The sequence below is a fragment of the Algoriphagus aquimarinus genome (assembly GCF_007997215.1).
In the GTDB taxonomy this organism is placed as follows: domain Bacteria; phylum Bacteroidota; class Bacteroidia; order Cytophagales; family Cyclobacteriaceae; genus Algoriphagus; species Algoriphagus aquimarinus_A.
In genome coordinates, this window is record NZ_VORW01000005.1 from 243733 (window position 1) to 260924 (window position 17192).

The 17192-nt window shown below is 38.7% G+C and carries 8 protein-coding genes; 3 read left to right on the forward strand and 5 right to left on the reverse strand.

Annotated features, from left to right (window positions below):
* Positions 1-55: 55 nt before the first annotated feature.
* The 3 genes from ESV85_RS11240 to ESV85_RS11250 all read right to left on the reverse strand — a co-directional run bounded on the left by ESV85_RS11240 (position 56) and on the right by ESV85_RS11250 (position 9046).
* Positions 56-4402: a PAS domain S-box protein gene (locus ESV85_RS11240; RefSeq protein WP_191321985.1), complete on the reverse strand. Its 4347-nt coding sequence runs from the start codon at positions 4400-4402 to the stop codon at positions 56-58.
* A 373-nt stretch (positions 4403-4775) separates the two neighbouring features.
* Entirely contained in the window at positions 4776-5783 is a 1008-nt protein-coding gene (gene galE / locus ESV85_RS11245) for a UDP-glucose 4-epimerase GalE (protein WP_146917610.1), read from the reverse strand.
* Between the two features lie 158 nt (positions 5784-5941).
* A complete protein-coding gene (locus ESV85_RS11250; protein ID WP_146917612.1) occupies positions 5942-9046 on the reverse strand; it encodes a PKD domain-containing protein in 3105 nt (1034 codons plus the stop codon).
* Between the two features lie 164 nt (positions 9047-9210).
* Between ESV85_RS11250 and ESV85_RS11255 the strand changes: the two genes are divergently transcribed.
* From ESV85_RS11255 to ESV85_RS11265, 3 genes are all read left to right on the forward strand, one after another.
* A complete protein-coding gene (locus ESV85_RS11255; protein ID WP_146917614.1) occupies positions 9211-10833 on the forward strand; it encodes an ABC-F family ATP-binding cassette domain-containing protein in 1623 nt (540 codons plus the stop codon).
* A 147-nt stretch (positions 10834-10980) separates the two neighbouring features.
* Entirely contained in the window at positions 10981-12162 is a 1182-nt protein-coding gene (locus ESV85_RS11260; RefSeq protein WP_146917616.1) for a class I SAM-dependent rRNA methyltransferase, read from the forward strand.
* A 65-nt stretch (positions 12163-12227) separates the two neighbouring features.
* A complete protein-coding gene (locus tag ESV85_RS11265; protein WP_146917618.1) occupies positions 12228-12662 on the forward strand; it encodes a hypothetical protein in 435 nt (144 codons plus the stop codon).
* A gap of 339 nt (positions 12663-13001) precedes the next feature.
* Here ESV85_RS11265 and ESV85_RS11270 read toward each other — a convergent pair whose 3' ends face one another.
* Together ESV85_RS11270 and ESV85_RS11275 are read right to left on the reverse strand one after the other, a co-directional pair.
* A complete protein-coding gene (locus tag ESV85_RS11270; RefSeq protein WP_146917620.1) occupies positions 13002-14579 on the reverse strand; it encodes an NAD(P)/FAD-dependent oxidoreductase in 1578 nt (525 codons plus the stop codon).
* A gap of 495 nt (positions 14580-15074) precedes the next feature.
* Positions 15075-16985: a polysaccharide biosynthesis protein gene (locus ESV85_RS11275; RefSeq protein WP_146917622.1), complete on the reverse strand. Its 1911-nt coding sequence runs from the start codon at positions 16983-16985 to the stop codon at positions 15075-15077.
* Between the last annotated feature and the right edge of the window lie 207 nt (positions 16986-17192).

Here is a 17192-nt window from a genome sequence, read left to right on the forward strand (position 1 = left end):
TTTTTCAACTCTATTGCTTATGCAATGCTCAAATGCTTTCAAAACTGAGAATCCATTAAGAATTCTCTTCCTCCATCATCTTCAGCACAAGTTTTATTTCCGCTGCTACACGTTCGTATAGTTCATTCATATGAGTAGGTTGAAAAGAATTCATATGTTCAACTTCACTGGCCAAATCCGTCAGTGAACTCATACCTGCCGAGATAGCTGTACCATATAGCTTGTGTCCTGCTTCATTGATTTTAGTTAATTCTTCTCCCTGTATAACTTCCTTTAAAGATAAAAGTGAGTTTGCTAATTCAGCTTTCACAATTGTCAGAATATTATTCAAAACCTCTGAATCATTATCTGTGTAGTTTTGCAGCTTAGCTGGATTATAATGAATATTTACACCTGAATTTTTTGCTTCCTCTTTCTGGCTCACCTTTAAAGCATGTGTACCCACCCATTTTTTTAAGATCATATCTATGGTCGCTTCCACCACTGGCTTTACCACAAAATCATCCATGCCTACAGCTATGCATTTCTCACGCTCCCCTTTCACATTGCCAGCAGTAAAGGCAATAATAGGAACACGAGTATCCTTTTCTAAAAGCCTTATATTTTTGGTTGCTTCATACCCATTCATCACAGGCATTTGAACATCCATTAAGATAATATCCGGAAAATGCTTTTGGCAATATTCAAATGCTTCAAGCCCGTTAGCAGCCTCTTTTATAGTTGCTAATGGAGCAATTTTTTTAATGATAGTTTTAGCCAACAGCATATTGACTAGAGTATCCTCAGCCAAAAGCACTGTAAATTCTTTAATCCTTTCTGCCGGAAAATCAGGATTGTTTACTTCCTTAAATTCATCTGGTTTGTGAAGTCTAGAAAGTGCCTGATAGAAATCTTGAATCTTAATCGGCTTAATCAAACGATGATGAACACGTAGCTCTTTACAACTTTCTATTATTTTATGATCGTCCGAAGAACTATGAAGTAGCATGATAGGCTCCTCACCTCCCCAGGATTTAAAGGATTCTCTAATCTTACGGATAGTCTCAAGTCCATCCATAAAAGGCATGTGGTAATCCATTAGAATTACGTCAAAAACTTCTCCAGTAGCCAATAGCTGTAGCGCTTCAAAACCATTGAATGCTTCTTTAGACTGAATGTTTTTAAGCAACAACATTTGCCTTACAATTAGTCTGTTGTTCTCATTATCATCAACTATTAATACATTCTTTATTTTATCTACATCAAACCAATCGATAGCTTCTCCCTTTTCAGTTTTCAATGTAACATCGAAGTAAAAAGTACTTCCTTTTCCTGGCTTACTTTTCAATTCAAGCTTGCTATCCATTAGTCTAAGAAGGCTATTTGAAATAGTCAAGCCAAGACCTGTACCGCCATATTTCTTAGTAGTGGAACTGTCTTCCTGTGAAAATGCCTCAAAGATCTTTAATTGTTTCTCAGGCTTAATTCCTATACCAGTGTCTCGGACTGCAAAGCGAATTTTATAATCGTCTCCATTTGATTCCAGGGTTTTTATTTTTAATTCTATTTCTCCGCTTTCCGTGAATTTGGAAGCATTACCCAAGAGGTTCACCAAAATTTGCTTCAAACGAACAGAATCAGCATAAATAAATCTAGGCAAGTCTGTCGCTACGTTTAGGAGCATTTCCAGACCTTTATTTTGGATCTGATAGGTTATGATATCAGTAGCCTGTGAACTTATTTCATAGAGATCACATTTATCTATATCCAATTCCAAACGGCCAGCTTCAATTTTTGAAAAATCAAGTATATCATTTATTATACTCAGGAGGGAATTTGCAGACTGATTAACAATGGAAAGGTATTGATGTTGTGTTTCATTAAGACTTGTCTTCAAGACAAGGTCTGTAAATCCAATTACACCATTTAGTGGAGTACGGATTTCATGACTCATATTGGCCAAGAATTCTGACTTGGCAACACTGGCTTCTTCTGCTTGTAGTTTCGCTTTTTTCAACTCCTCTCTCTGTCTTACCAGACTGGTGATGTTTTGGGTGAAAAGCATAATACCACCAATTTCCTTGTTAGGCAGATACCAAGGCCTCATTTCCCAAGTAACATACTGGTCTTCAGATAATCCAGGCACTTTTACCAATTCCTCCTCACGTGTCTCTACTGCTCCATTTAAAATACGTCCGTGTCTCTCTTTGCCTTCTTGGCTAATAGATGGGAACAAAGTATAGTGCGATTCTCCCACTATTTCTCGTCCCTCCAACTGATAATCCTCTATCCAGCGATTACTGACAGCGATGTACTTCATATCATTATCCAGCATAGCCACAGCAGCGGGTGCGTGCTGGACAAAAGCAGAAAGGCGACTCTTTTCATAGATGAGTTCATCTTCCATTTTCCTAATATCTGACATATCAGTAGCAAAACCCAAATAACCAATAGTTACATTATCTATATCCCGGATTGGAGTAACAACCAACGATACAGTTTTCCTAGAACCGTCTTTAGACATATAACTCCAGTCCCGCTGCTCCATACCGGCTCTTTCTGCCCTAGCTGTGAAGACTTCTTCTATACCTATATCTTTCCCAAATTCCTTCTGAAGTTCTGCCAGATGTAATTCAACTTCTTGATGATCGTGAAATATTTCAGGCGTATGCTTGCCTACTATTTCTTCAGCTGTGTAACCCAACATTTTCTCCGCTCCCGGATTAAACACTGTAATAACACCAGCTACATCCGTAGCAATGATACTAACCTCAGATGAAGCATTAATCACATCATCCAAGGTTTTTTTAGTTCTAACTAATTCTAACTGAGATTTTTTAGCTTCATCTATGTCCTGAAAAGTACCAAAGACTCTAGTACATTCTCCATTAATAAACTCCGAATGGCCAATTGCACGTACCCAAATCTCATTTCCTAGATTAGTCACCAGCTGCAATTCTAAATCCCAAGGCTTACCTTCATTTATTGCTTCATTTACAGCTTTGATGACCTTATTTCTACTCTCCCCCTCCTTATAGAAATTAATACCAGTAGCAAGATCTGGTTCAAAATCATCAGCTACCTCATGAATCTGTTTAGTTACCGGAGTCCATGTCATTTTTTGCTTTTCCATATCAAGATTCCATCCACCTACTCTAGCAACCTTACCTGTTTCTTCAAGCAAAAACTTGGTCTGCTTTAAATCTACCTCCAATCCCATACGCTCAGTCATGTCAATAGCATTACCGATCACATAATAGCTACCATCAACACTGTTTTTCTCACGAACATTATTGAACATCCAAGTATATATCTGTCCATGTTTATGTTGGGTAATCATCTGTCCACTTAATATACCTTCTGCATCAATGGCTTTCAAATATCCATGGACCGCTGGTTTACGATATTCTGGAACTATATCAAATAGACTCATCCCTAAGATTTCTTCCTTGGAATAGCCCAGCATAGTAGCTCCAGCATCATTAACAGATAAAAACGCACCGTTCATATCATGAGTACACATGAATCCTTGAGAATTCTCAAAAAATGCTCTTAAACGTGCCTCGCTTTGAGCAAGAGCCATTTCTCCTTTACTCCAATCTGTAATATCTCTGGCTATGGCATATAAATCCCCTGTGATTGGATTGGGGGTAGCTACCCATTCTAATATTTTGTATGAACCATCTTCATGAATAAATCGATGAGTAAAGTTGATAGTGGGCTCTCCACTGGCAAGTTTTTCGATCTCCAATTTTGTTTTCTCCAGATCATCAGGATGTACCATTTCAAAGAATGATCGACTTAATAAAGTATCAGAGGTCCAGCCTAGAATTCTGGAGAAAGAAGGGTTTACTTTCTTAAAAAAGCCATCTGTTCCAGCGATACAAATCAGATCGTTGGAGAGATTAAATAACTTCTCTACATTGCTGTAATCAGCAATTAACTTACGCTCTTGGATTATACACTGAGCCTCAAGGGCCAGGAGTTCCAAGGCAGTTTTACTTTTTTCATCCAGTAAAATAGCATCACTGCTTAGCACATAAAGGCAACCGATTAACTCTCCTTTTTCACTAAGCAAGGAAAGTCCTGCAAAGGCTTTAATAGCATAATCGGAAAATGCTTTGGAAACTTCCGACGTAAGTGCAAGATTCTCTATATCTGCGCAGGTAATTAGTGCGGTCTTATCTAAGCTATGCATCTTAAAAAAGGACCTAAGCTCATTGCTCTCCATACTAAATCCAACTTCAGCTTTAAAACGAAGATCTCTTCCTTCTACTAAAATAAATGCCTTAGAAGTACCGCTAACCATTGAACTTAGTTCGTAAATTCTATATAGTGAAGCATCCTCTACAGTATCAAGATTTTGATATTTTTGGACTGGCACTTGTGATGAGTTACTTCCTCCCTTTACGGACTTATTCATATCCAAACTTAAAATTTTTCAATTTTTATTTAATGATCTAATGGAAATTGATAATAATTCGCCCTCAAATTATGACTCTTTGGTAAGAAATAAAAAAGCTTAGATCCTCTTGGAACATCATTTTAAGCCAACAAGCGAACTCTTTTTCGTAGTAAAAAAACCCAACACACCTATTTAATGTTCTTCAAATAAAAGAATACGCTTTTCAACAAAAATTTTATATATAATTTAAATATGCTTTTTATTTAAATTATTCCTCTTCTTAGCCTTCTTTCATCAGTATCCAAAAATAAAAAAAGTTCTCTTACGGTATGTTTACCATAAAGAGAACTTTTTAACTAATACCAGAGATTAGTTGTGTAGTAAAATCGTGTTACAATGTTTTCTGCCAATTCCAGCTATCTCTCAATGAGTCTTCTAAGGAATAACTAGGATGCCAATGAAGTATGGAATTAATTTTAGTTGTATCGGCCCAGATTTTCACAACATCACCTGGTCTTCTAGCTCCGATTTCGAAATTTACTTTTATGCGATTGACTTTTTCAAATGTTCTAATGACTTCCAATACAGTATTTCCATTCCCAGTCCCCACATTAAACACATCGTAAAAATCATCCTGCTGCTCTTTCAAATAATCCAAAGCCTTAACATGAGCATCTGCCAAGTCCATCACATGAATGAAATCACGGACACATGAACCATCAATTGTATCGTAATCATCTCCAAAGATTGTAAGCTTCTCTCGAATTCCAGCTGCAGTTTGAGTCACAAAAGGAACCAAATTAGCTGGAGTACCGATTGGTAGCTCCCCTATCTTCCCACTTGGATGTGCTCCTACGGGATTAAAATAACGCAAGGAAACCACACGGATTCCAGCTTGGCTTTTTACAAAATCCACCAAAATATCCTCACAAATTTTCTTTGTGTTGCCATACGGACTCTCCGCATCTTGTCTAGGTGTAGCCTCTGTGACGGGTAACTGGTCAGGCTGACCATACACAGTACATGAGGATGAAAAAACCAAATCTTTAATTTGCTTAGCTTTCATGAAATCAAGTAGAGCTAGCAAAGACCCTATGTTGTTCTGATAATATTTCAATGGCTGCTTAGTGCTTTCTCCCACAGCTTTGAACGCTGCAAAATGTATCACACCGGCTATTTCATACTCAGTAGCAATTTGATCCAAAAGACTACGATCACTACAATCTCCTTTAAAAAAAGTAAGTCTTTTACCAATAATATCTTCTAATCTGTCAAGTACTTTTTCATCAGAATTAGAAAGGTCGTCAATGATTATCGGATTGTATCCCGCTTCGAAGAGTTGAACTGCTGTGTGAGATCCTATATAACCTGCTCCACCAGTGATTAAAATATTTTTCATCTATTGTAAAAGTTTGCTAAGACAAAACTATCCAATTGGATGGATAATAGATTTATTTTGGAAGAAGAGTTAATGAAAAATTGAAGACTTAGTAACCTGTGAAAAGTTAATTGACAATGAATCTACCATTCATAAAGTTGACTCATTTCCTTAATTGGCTACATAATTAACGTAAAATTTCCCCGCTTTTCGACAGTCTGCATTTCCCCATCAAGCGGAAAACTATACTGCATCAAGAAAGTATAGCTTCCTGGAGTAGCATTTCTCCCATTAACCAAGCCATCCCATCCTTCAGAACCAGAGTAAATCAACTGTCCCCATCTATTATAGATCCAGATATTAAAGTTGATTTCACAATTGGAAACAGCCTGAAAAACTCCCCCGTCTCTCTGTGGATAGTAGCCTGAGGGCATTCTTACATCCGGTGCCTTTTCAGTTACTAATCCAGTTCCTAAACTCACACAGCCAGAAGCGTCCAAAACCGATATAGTATATGTTCCTTTTGATAGTCCAGTCAGGGAATTCTGACTAACATTCTGTTCTTCCCAATAATAGATAAAAGGGGCCTTGCCTCCTGCAGGAAATGCAAACAACTCACCATTACTACCACCAGGACATGCTGGCTTGGTCAATCTCACATCGACTTCCAATGCAGCTGGCGAAGTAATTTCAAAAATTAGTGGAACGGAACATCCTGCATCATCATAAACCATAAGTTCGTAAGAACCCTGAGATACGTCCGTCAGATTCAACTGACCCGAAAACACTTTCTCTCCGTCCAAGTCTAATTTATATGGACCAGTTCCGCCCTTCACCGTCAAATTCAGTACTCCATCCTTTTTACCATAGCAACTCACTCCAGCTACAGCTATTGAAGCAATCTCTAATACTTGCGGCTCGGTGATTTCTAAGTTTTCTATAATTCTCTCACATCCAATATTATCAATCACGGTAACAGAATAGCTCCCAATTGGTAGATTTCCTGCAGTTGCTGAATTCAACTCAGGATCATGAGACCAAGTAAAAACAAAAGGCGCAACGCCTCCTTGGACATCTAAGATTATTTGTCCGCTGGCCTCGCCAAAACATTTGACATTTTCAATAGTCTCTAATTTAACCACAAAGTCTTCTGCCACCGATATCTGCAATTCTTCAGAAGTTCCCGCACAGGATTGGTCTACAAGACTATATGTCATATAGCTAACTGTACCAGTAGTGCCTGCTGTATCCCAAATGACTTCAACCGTAGGTTGGTTTTCTCCGGAGATAATTTTTCCGCCGCTCACCATCCACTCGTAGCCCCGTCCTACCGAAGGATTAGGGGCAGTATAAAAATGTGATATCAGAGGATCAAAGCAGATAGTTATATTTCCAACCGGTTTAGCAGCATCCAGTTTTGAATTGATAACAACTTCAAGAGAAATAGGCGTGACTAAGCAACCGTTTGTACTAAGTGGTGTGGCAATAATTTTAGCATTTGGGTTCGGCGGACCCCAATTAACCAAAACTGAATCACCATAATCTTGTACTATAACGCCTCCTTCAACTTCAAAGCTTACAGACTTAATATGCTCTTTTCCTTCAATTTTATAAATCAATTCTTCTACATCAGGACAAACCGACTGCTCTCCTACTAGGGTTGCTTTAGATTCTAATACTTCTACTGTAAACGTTTCTTCTTCCTGCTGATCGCATGTGTTTTGGCTGATGGAGGCTGTAACAGAAACTTCATATTTACCCGGCTTGGTAAATGTATGAGTTACTTCTTGTCCCTCTTGAATATCAGAATCATCTCCAAAATCCCAAACGAAGTAGGTAAACTTTTCATTTTCTGAAGTTATAGACCAAGTTCCCTCTTCATTGAGGCAAGCTGTGAGATCTCCAACCACTTCAAAATCATAGTCAACTTTAACTTCAAAATTCAAATTATCCAAGGCAGCACCCACAGCATATCCATAGGATTCCAAATATCCAAATCCATAAACGTAGGCTATAAAACCTTCTGGGTTTGTCAACTGGTGTACTCCTTGAGATACACTTATTCGGGCAAAATAAAAGGAGGAATTTCCGGGAACCTGAGAAAAGGAAGCTCCTATATTCTTACCATCTAACACAGTATTTGACTGAGATCCAGCAGGAACAATAATATTCACATAATTGACCACTATGGACTGTAATGAAAGAGCCGAAAACTTCACATCTTTCAGCAATTGTTCATTTGGACTGTAGGTAATCATAAATGGGTCACCTTGCCCAAAATTAGGGTCGCTGGCATTATTGCATTCTTGACTTTTAGAAAAAACAGTAACAGAAGATGGCTTTGAAGTTGTGATTGAGACTGTTTCATCTGCTTTTAAATCAAGATTTAAAAAATCACCTGCATCGATCGTACCTCTACTAATTCCGTTTACAACTACTTCAGTGTTCTCTTCAGCTGCCAGCACTTTTACCAACTCCCCCGATGACCGTCCTTCCAAAGCCACATGGATAAATGATTTTCCCCAGGTAGTTACGGGATAAGCTTGCTGAAAAAGATTGTCATTTGCTGCACCACAGTTTCCTACCGAAGTCCATTTATTCCCTCCGAAAACAGCAATTTTCTTACATGAATTTGCATCATCCCCGATCACTCTCACTCTTGACCCTGTGAGATCATACTTTTCTTTTATCTGATAGCTTTGAGCACGATCCAATTTAATTATGATAGGTGTTGACCCATTACTTTTGGATATTTCTACCTGAGTATCATTCTCTGTTGCGATCACCAAAAGACTGCTTTCATCATCAACATTCCCGTCGTATTCCACTGGATATGTGAGCCTCTCATAATGAGAAGTGACGTAGTAGTCTTTTCCGAGTGCTCCCAAGGGCAGGATGACTGTTCCATCAGCACTCCTAACTCTTTCATTAAAAGCATATACAGACAAATCACCCGTAGAGCTTATAAAAACTCCCTTTTTTTCAACTATTCCTGAGGACCTATGATGTAGATCCACATCACGCGAATCCACGACCAGATTATATCTCTCGCCTTTTTTTAACGACTGGCTAATCGACTGTCCAAGATATTCAATAGTAAAAATAGCATCTTCAACGGCTGCTATTTCTAAGACCGCCCTGTCTGGAGCTCCTGGGAGAATTCTGTTATTGTCCATATATCCCAACCAAAATTCCTTTCCAATAGTAGATACTTGGCCATAGGTAGCCAATGCAAAAATTTGCAGGCACAACAGTAAAATACCAAGCCGGTAAAATCTAATCATTCAGAACTTTGAAACTCATTAACACCTCAATATAGCTAACTGATAAAAATAAAACCCTCCATCCAGTATAAACAATGATTCTATCACTCCAAAAGCTGGACAATCCCTAAGTCTTCACGTATTTAATTCCTATCTTTGCGCCTCAAAAAAGAAGCAACACCTTTATGATTTCAGTAGATAATCTATCCCTCAAATTTGGAAAAAGAACCCTTTTCGACGAAGTATCCCTAAAGTTCAACCCAGGCAATTGCTATGGTGTGATCGGGGCAAACGGCGCAGGAAAATCAACTTTTTTGAAAATCCTTTCCGGTGAAATGGATAGTACCAGTGGTGGCATCAGCATTACTCCTGGTCAGCGAATGGCCGTTTTGAGCCAAAATCACTTCGGATTTGACGAAGTAGAAGTGCTCAAGACTGTTCTTATGGGACACAAGACGCTGTATGCCATCATGGAGGAAAAGGATGCCATCTATATGAAAGAGGATTTCTCCGAAGAAGATGGTTTACGAGCTTCCCAACTCGAAGCTGATTTTGCAGAAATAGATGGCTGGAATGCAGAATCTGATGCTGCTGCCCTTCTATCAGGTCTTGGGATCACTGAAGACCTGCATTACATGCAAATGAAAGATCTTGCCGGTAACCAGAAAGTTCGAGTTCTATTAGCTCAAGCATTATTCGGCAATCCTGATATTTTGATTCTCGATGAGCCTACCAATGATTTGGATGCAGCTACCATCGATTGGTTAGAAAATTTCCTGCTTGACTTCAAAAACTTGGTAATTGTAGTGTCTCACGATAGACACTTCCTCGATTCAGTTTCCACACACATCGTAGATATTGACTTTGGGAAAATCAAAATATATTCTGGTAACTATACCTTCTGGTACGAATCTTCACAATTAGCATTGAAGCAGCGTTCTGATTCCAACAAGAAGTCTGAGGATAAGAGAAAGGAATTGCAGGCATTTATCGATCGATTCTCTGCCAATGTCGCCAAGTCTAAGCAGGCGACCGCGCGTAAGAAGATGATCGAAAAGCTAAACATCGATGAGATTGAGCCTTCGATGAGAAAATACCCTGGTATCATTTTCAAACCAGAAAGAGAAGCCGGAGATCAGATTTTCATGACTGAAAACCTGGAATTGAAAGCTGATGGAGTGACTTACTTCACTGACGTAAATCTGATGGTGGACAAAGGCGATAAAATTGCTTTTATCTCTAAGACCAAGCAGGCTGTGAATAAATTCTTCCAAACAATAATGGAAGAAATCCCTTCCTCAAAAGGAAGTATCAAATGGGGAGTTACCATCAACAAAGCATATTTACCAAACGATAATTCTGAATTTTTCAAAACAGATATTTCCCTTATCGATTGGCTAAGACAATTCTCAGGAAATCAGGAAGAGGCTTATGTAAGAACCTTCTTGGGTAGAATGCTTTTCACAGGTGAGGAATCATTGAAAAAGTGTTCAGTACTTTCTGGAGGTGAAAAAGTTCGTTGTATGATCTCCAGGATGATGCTTCAGAATCCAAACCTTTTGGTAATGGACGAACCAACAAACCACTTGGATCTGGAATCGATCACTGCCTTCAACAATGCAATAATTGAGTTCACCGGAACGGTATTGATGTCTTCTTATGACCACGCATTTGTACAGTCTTCTGCAAATAGAATTGTAGAATTTACTCCAAATGGCACAATTGATAGAAGAATGCCTTACGAAGCTTATCTTGAAAGTGAAGAAATCAAGGAATTGAGAGAGAAAATGTACGGTAAATCTAAGTAGTAGATCGTTGCTATAAACAGCAATAATCACCTATCTACCGATCACAATTCCAATTGGAGCCTAGGCTTCAAAATTCATAAAGGGATCGAATAACTTTGTTTTGACAGGTCGTTCGCTCCCTTTGCTTTTACTTAACTTAAAATACTCATGAACTATCCTAAAATCATACTCAAACACGGCAAAGAAATCTCTCTAAAAAGAAGACATCATTGGGTATTCTCCGGAGCTATTTTCCAAAAAGACGCCGATCTTGAAAATGGTCAATTGGTTACCGTTGTCTCCTCGAAGGATGAGTTTTTGGGGATAGGGCATTTTGCCGAAGGCTCAATTATGGTTCGAATTATTTCCTTCGAAGAGCGGGAAATAGATCAATCCTTCTGGAATGAGAAAATTGCTTCAGCTCTTTCTTTGAGAAAAAGCCTAGGACTTGCAGATAATGAAGCGACGAATGTATACAGATTGGTACACGGCGAAGGAGATTTACTACCGGGATTAATAGTGGATTTTTACAATGGCACTGCAGTCATTCAAGCGCATCAAATTGGGATGCATGCTCATCTAAATGAAATCGCACAAGCTATCAAGACGGCTTATGGAGATCAAATCTCAGGAGTTTATGATAAAAGCGCTGAAACGTTACCAAAGAATCTAGGTGTCATTTCCAATGAATGGGTGCTCGGCGAGCCGAAAACTGACTTGGTTAAGGAGTATGGGGCGACCTATAAAATTGATTGGGAAAAAGGTCAGAAAACAGGTTTTTTCATCGATCAACGCGAAAACAGAAAACTACTGGCAGATTATTCCCACGGTAAAAAGGTTCTAAACACTTTTTGCTACTCAGGAGGATTTTCTGTCTTGGCCCTACAAGAGGGAGCAGCAGAAGTACATTCTGTAGATATTTCTTCAAAAGCCATAGAGCTCACGGAGGAAAACATTCAGCTCAATCCAGAAATCAAAGGAAAGCACGAATCGAAAGTAGCCGATGTGGTTAAATACATTCGCGAAATTGGTGATGATTACGATGTGATCGTGCTAGACCCACCTGCTTTTGCGAAGAATCTAAAAGCTAGACATAATGCTGTACAGGCGTACAAACGATTGAATGCTGAAGCATTAAAGAAAATCAAATCCGGTGGAATTCTATTTACTTTCTCCTGTAGTCAGGTGGTGGACAAAGCACTTTTCCGAAATACTGTCACCGCCGCCGCTTTAGAATGTGGTAGAAAAGTGAAAATCCTTCATCAAGTAACGCAGCCAGCTGATCATCCGATCAACATTTTCCATCCTGAAACTGAATATCTGAAAGGCTTGGTTCTATTTGTAGAGTAAAATCAGAGTTTATAGTTAAGAGTTAAAGACTTTTGCCCTATTTTCGTTAACTAATAAATAACAACATGTACACAGGAATACAACATTTACACTCAGGTGTGGCCTATCTCGCATTGCTTGCTTTGGCAGTGGTCATTATTTACATGCTAATTGGATCCCTTTCTAATCGTGAGTTCACGGAGAAAGACAGAAAAATTGCATTGATCGCTTTTATCCTTTCACACATCCAGTTGTTGGTAGGTTTGATCCTTTATTTCCTAAGTCCTTTGGGATTGGAAATGCTAAAATCAGGTTCAGCTATGTCTGATCCTGCAGCAAGATTGATGGCACTAGAGCACCCGTTGATTAATATCATCGCGATAGTGTTAATCAGTATTGGATATATTCGAGCTAAAAAACCTGGTGCTTCTAGAGGTAGATTCAGAAGTATCTATATGATGTATGCGATTGGATTTCTTCTGATTCTTAGCCGAATTCCTTGGTCTGCTTGGTTGGGATAAGCTTGTAGGTCAATGATTTGAGGTTATAAACTTCGATATTCAAAATTCAACATTCAGTATTAAAACCAAAAAGAGGTAGCATCTGACATGCTACCTCTTTTTGGTTTTATAGAAGTTTACAAGATTTATCCCTTTCAGGGCTAGAAAACAATCTCCTTCAATTAGTGATGGGATGCACCCATCGTTGGGACATTATGGCCTTTCAGGCCAATTTCTTCACCATAGAATGTCCTCACAGACCAAACTCAGATGCCAATCAGGATTTTCAATTCCTGAGGATAATCTTTTCTTCGGAAATTTGGATCTGTTCGGGCGAATAATGATTCGACCCTACCTCCATCACTTCACATAAGCTTCAATCAAACGCTCAGCGCATCTTTCCCCATCCATGGCTGCAGATACAATACCTCCTGCATAACCAGCTCCTTCTCCACATGGGTAAAGACGTTTGATCTGAATATGCTCAAAAGATTCACGATCACGAGGAATACGGACTGGAGAAGAAGTTCTGCTTTCTAGTCCTATCAACTGAGAATCGTTAGTATAATAGCCCTTCATTTTTTGCCCAAAAGCCTTAAAAGCCATCGCTAGACGCTCTGAGATAAAATCCGGCAATACATCCCTCATTTCCGCTGAATTCAGCCCAGGTTGATAGGAAGTATCAAGTAGGCTGGAACTCACTCTTTTTTCTACAAAATCAACCATTCGTTGAGCTGGAGCTGTTTGAGTTTTTCCGCCAGCTACCCAAGCTTTTCTCTCTATATCAGCTTGAAATTCCATAGCTGCAAGAGGACCAAATTTTTGATATTCAGGCAAATCTTCAAGTTCGACCGAAGCTACTATTCCAGAATTAGCGAATTTCCCATCTCGACGACTGGGACTCATCCCATTCACTACTAATTCTCCTGGAGCAGTAGCTGCAGGAACAATAAATCCTCCTGGGCACATGCAAAAGCTAAAAACCCCTCTTTGCTTCTTTTTGAATTCTGTCTGATGTACTAATGAATAAGCAGACGCAGGAAGATATGGCCCCCGATCTAAACCGCAATGGTATTGAATGCTATCGATGAGATTTTGACTGTGTTCTATTCTAACTCCTAATGCGAATGGTTTCGCCTCAATGGTGATCTCCTTTTTGTGCAGTAATTGGAAAATATCCCGTGCAGAGTGACCTGTAGCCAAGATTACTCCCATTCCCATTATTTTATCTCCATGCTGAGTTACTACACCTTTCATCTCATTTCCTTCCAAAATGAAGTCTTCAACCCTAGTATCAAATAAGACTTCTCCTCCAAACTGCTTGATACTTTCCCGAAGGTCTTCCACAAGTTTCGGTAGTTTGTTTGTGCCGATATGAGGATGTGCATCCACTAGAATTTCTTCTGTAGCCCCATGCGCTACTAGGATTTCCATGATCCTTCGAATGTCTCCACGCTTTTTAGATCTGGTATATAGTTTACCGTCTGAATAGGTACCAGCTCCACCCTCTCCAAAACAGTAATTTGAATCCGGATTTACTATATGCTCTTTGTTGATTGCTGCGAGATCTCGCCGACGGGATCTAACATCCTTACCTCGTTCGATCACAATGGGTTTTACTCCAAGCTCAATAGCGCGAAGTGCTGCAAAAAGTCCAGCTGGTCCTGCCCCTACAATAATAATTGGGTCTTCATTCCCTACATTTTTATATTCTGGTTTGTGGTCAAGCATTGCAGGTGGCGTTTCTTTGACAAAGAGCTCTGCTTGAATATTCACTTTGATATTTCTGCCTCTTGCATCAATTGAGCGCTTCACTTGCCTAGCTATTACCTCTTTTGAATCTACTGAAAGACCTGCCTTCCTTAGTACTACTTCCTGAAAAACAACAGGGTCATAAGCCTCTTGAGGGCTCAATTGTAAGGTGAATTCTTTCTTCATGTGATTATAATTTGGGTTTTATGGTCACATGCATGCCCAGCTGAACCCAGTCGGACGGGGAATCTCTCATGGTTCATAACCCACGCATTATAAAACAACTGTAATATGCTCGATTTCATAGTAAGGTATTTATCCTTAAAAAGGGTTTGCAAAGATAGTGTTTTCAGAAGTATCATGTACTTAGACTTAGTAATCAGTATTCAGCTTCAGTCCCAGCACGTGTAACTGTTAGTAGTAAAAATTGTGAGTGGTGAATGGTTGAAATGACAAATGGTAGTCATGCAAAAAATAATTAAAAAGATAAAGTAAGCAAAAGCCCAAGTATCATGCCTTTATCATGCCTTTATCATGCGGGTATCTACGGGGTATCTATGGGGTATCTAAGGAGTAGCTACCGGGATTAGGTAAAGAATCTAGTAACACCGAAGCTGCTAGATATAAATAAGTATAAGAAAATATAGATTGCTTAGATCTGGGCTGAACTTGTCAAGTAACTTAATTTAAACGATCAAGAACTTCAAATCTTGACGAGTTAGAAATGAATTCAGGTACGATTACTTTCAGATGTGAAACCAATTCATTCTCAGAATTTTTAGTTACCAAATCTATGAATAGTTCGATTTGCCCATCGATCTTGTGATAAGAGGATGGAAGCACCTGAGCAATTTTTATTTTAGGATGGTGAGTAATTTTGACTGTCTCAAAATCATTTAAAAGTTCTTCATACAACTTTTCGCCTTCTCTTAATCCAGAGAAAACCACATCAATATCTTCACCCACTTTTTTACCAGAAAGCTTGATCATCTTATAAGCTAAGTCAAGAATTTTGACCGGATCTCCCATATCGAAGATATATATCTCACCACCTTCACCCATTATCCCTGCCTCCAGTACTAACTGACAAGCTTCTGGAATAGTCATGAAATACCGAGTTATTTCTGGATGAGTCACCGTAATTGGCCCACCATGCATTATTTGCTTCTTAAACAATGGTATCACCGATCCATTAGAGCCCAACACATTTCCAAATCGGGTAGTGATAAACTTTGTATGGTAACTTTTATGATTTCTTTCAAGATATTCATTTAAAGCCTGTACATACATTTCGGCTGCTCTCTTACTTGCCCCCATTACATTAGTAGGGTTCACAGCTTTATCGGTTGAAACAAAAACAAATTTATCCACCTTAGCTAACACGGAAATATCTGCCAGAATTTTGGTCCCTAACACGTTTGATTGGATAGCCTCCTCTGGATAATTCTCCATCATTGGCACATGTTTGTATGCAGCAGCATGGAATACAACCTGGGGCTTGTATGCTTTAAAAACTTCCTTAACCTTCTTCTTATTCCGTACATCACCAAGTACAATTTTTATTGGACAATGGGCATGGTTCTCCTTAAATTCTTGCTCCACATCGTATAAAGCTGATTCAGCAATATCAAACATGATTAGCAGCTTAGGCTCATAATGACTAATCTGTCGGCATAATTCTGATCCTATTGAACCAGCAGCACCAGTCACCAGGATTACTTTTCCTAGCAAGTCTTGATGAATTCTAGGATTATCCAAAATTATTTGCTCACGACTAAGCAGGTCCTCAATTTTCACTTCGCGAATGGCCCCCGCTGTCAAACCACCATTAATCCATTGGTCAACTGGTGGAACTATAGAAACTGAAATCTTTAAACGAAGACATTCATCTATCACTTCATTCTTTCGCTGTACAGAGAGATCCCTGACCGCTATAATCAATTCTGTGATACCAAATTGAGTCACTAATTTTTCCAGATCGCCTAATCCCTTATAAATTCTCTTCCCATCAATATTTTTACCTTCTTTTTTTGGATCATCATCCAAAAATGCCACTGTGTTGAAAAGAATCTTGCTGTCACGTTTAATTGCCTCCTGAGCGATAATTCCCGCTTCTCCAGCTCCGAATATTATTCCATTCTTCAGTTCTTTTACCAAAATTCCATTTTTCAGGTAAACAAATAGTTCTTTTACTAGCAAGCGGTAAAAGATTAACATGAAGAGCGACGATAGACTTGCTATAATAAGTACAGATGTAGGAAGCAAAAACCTATCATTCAGAAAGTTGCCATGAAAGAAATTCAAGGACAAAAATAGAATGAAATTTATGAGTACAGTTTTAAAGATATTAGCACCATCTCTAAAACCAGTATGGCGCACAATACCTTCGTAGCTTCTGGTGTTTTGCATCACCAATAGACCGCCGACCATAAAAATAAAGCTTCCGGCAAAAGCATCATTCTGCTCTATTAGAACTAGTTCAAAATTAAATCGAACCAAATATCCAAATAAGGCACAATAGAAAAGAATAAAGGAGTCAAGGGTGGCTATTATCCATCTAGGAAGGATTTTCAACCGCGTTAAAAAATTCATAGTAAAGATTTATTCAAATAATACTAATTTATAAACTCAATCAATGAAACAGACTAATTAATCTGCAAAGTAAAGATTTTTACTGCTTATATCTAAATCCTAATATAATATTTTGCGTTTTTTAGGCTATCAAATGATAACTTTTGTTCATTAACGCAATAAATACTTTTTTCGGATCAGTTCTGATTGTATATGTTGAGCAGAAAA